Genomic DNA, 960 nt, shown 5'->3' with positions numbered 1-960 from the left:
GATGCATCAACGGTTGGACCAAGCCAGCAGCAGTAAGGGCAGCAACCGTAGCTGAGCCAAGAGCCACACGTAGGATAACCGTAATCACCCAAGCTAGAATCAATGGCGAGATGTTAACGTGAGCGAAGAGGGTCGCTACTTGATCTGAAATACCACCATCAATCAAGATTTGCTTGAAAGCGGCACCACCACCAATAATCAACAACAACATGGCAATTGACTTAACTGACTCTTCAATCGTGGCGGCCATTTCTTTAACCGTCTTATGTTGATGCCATCCCATTGACCACAGTGCAAATAGCAGGGAAATAATCATCGCACCAACTGGATTACCAATCATTGTCACAAACGCATCCAAGCCTTTAACTTTTGCAGCGTTAAATGGTTGCCCATCATTCACAATGATTGAGTAGATGGTTGTAATTCCCATCAAAATAACTGGGAACAATGATGTTAACAACGATAGTCCAAATGAGGGCGTTTGCTTTAAATCAAACTGCTTCACTTCACCAAACGCCGTCAATTCACGCTTCACTGTGAAAGCTTCTGGTGCATAGGTTTTCGCCAATTTCGCGAAAACCGGTCCGGCAATAATTGCAGCCGGAATGGCAACAACCAATCCTAGTACCAATACTTTACCTGGATTAGCACCTAAAGCGCCCGCAATGGCAGTTGGTGCTGGGTGAGGGGGTAAAAACCCGTGGGTGACTGATAAGGCAGCGGCCATCGGAATACCTAGGTACAACAACGGTACACCCAACTCAAGCGCAATGGCGAAGACGATCGGGATCAACAAAACCATACCCACTTCGAAAAAGAGGGCAATCCCGATAATGAAGGCGGCAATCATTACCGCAATCTGCACACGCTTGCGACCAAACAAATTGATCAATGTGTGTGAAATGCGGTAAGCACCACCAGCATCTGCAACCAAGCGCCCAAGCATTGCACCAAACCCAA

Annotated in this window: 1 protein-coding gene; it reads right to left on the bottom strand. The window is 47.0% G+C overall.

Going from position 1 to position 960, the window contains the following annotated elements; genetic code table 11:
• The coding region (locus tag WEIDD23_RS01545) for a gluconate:H+ symporter (RefSeq protein ID WP_082778292.1) at nucleotides 1–960 on the bottom strand (960 nt) is incomplete at both ends.

This window comes from Weissella sp. DD23, from assembly GCF_001579105.1.
In the GTDB taxonomy this organism is placed as follows: domain Bacteria; phylum Bacillota; class Bacilli; order Lactobacillales; family Lactobacillaceae; genus Weissella; species Weissella cibaria.
The sequence above is the reverse complement of the archived record's forward strand: the minus strand, read 5'-3'. Positions and strand labels throughout refer to the sequence as shown.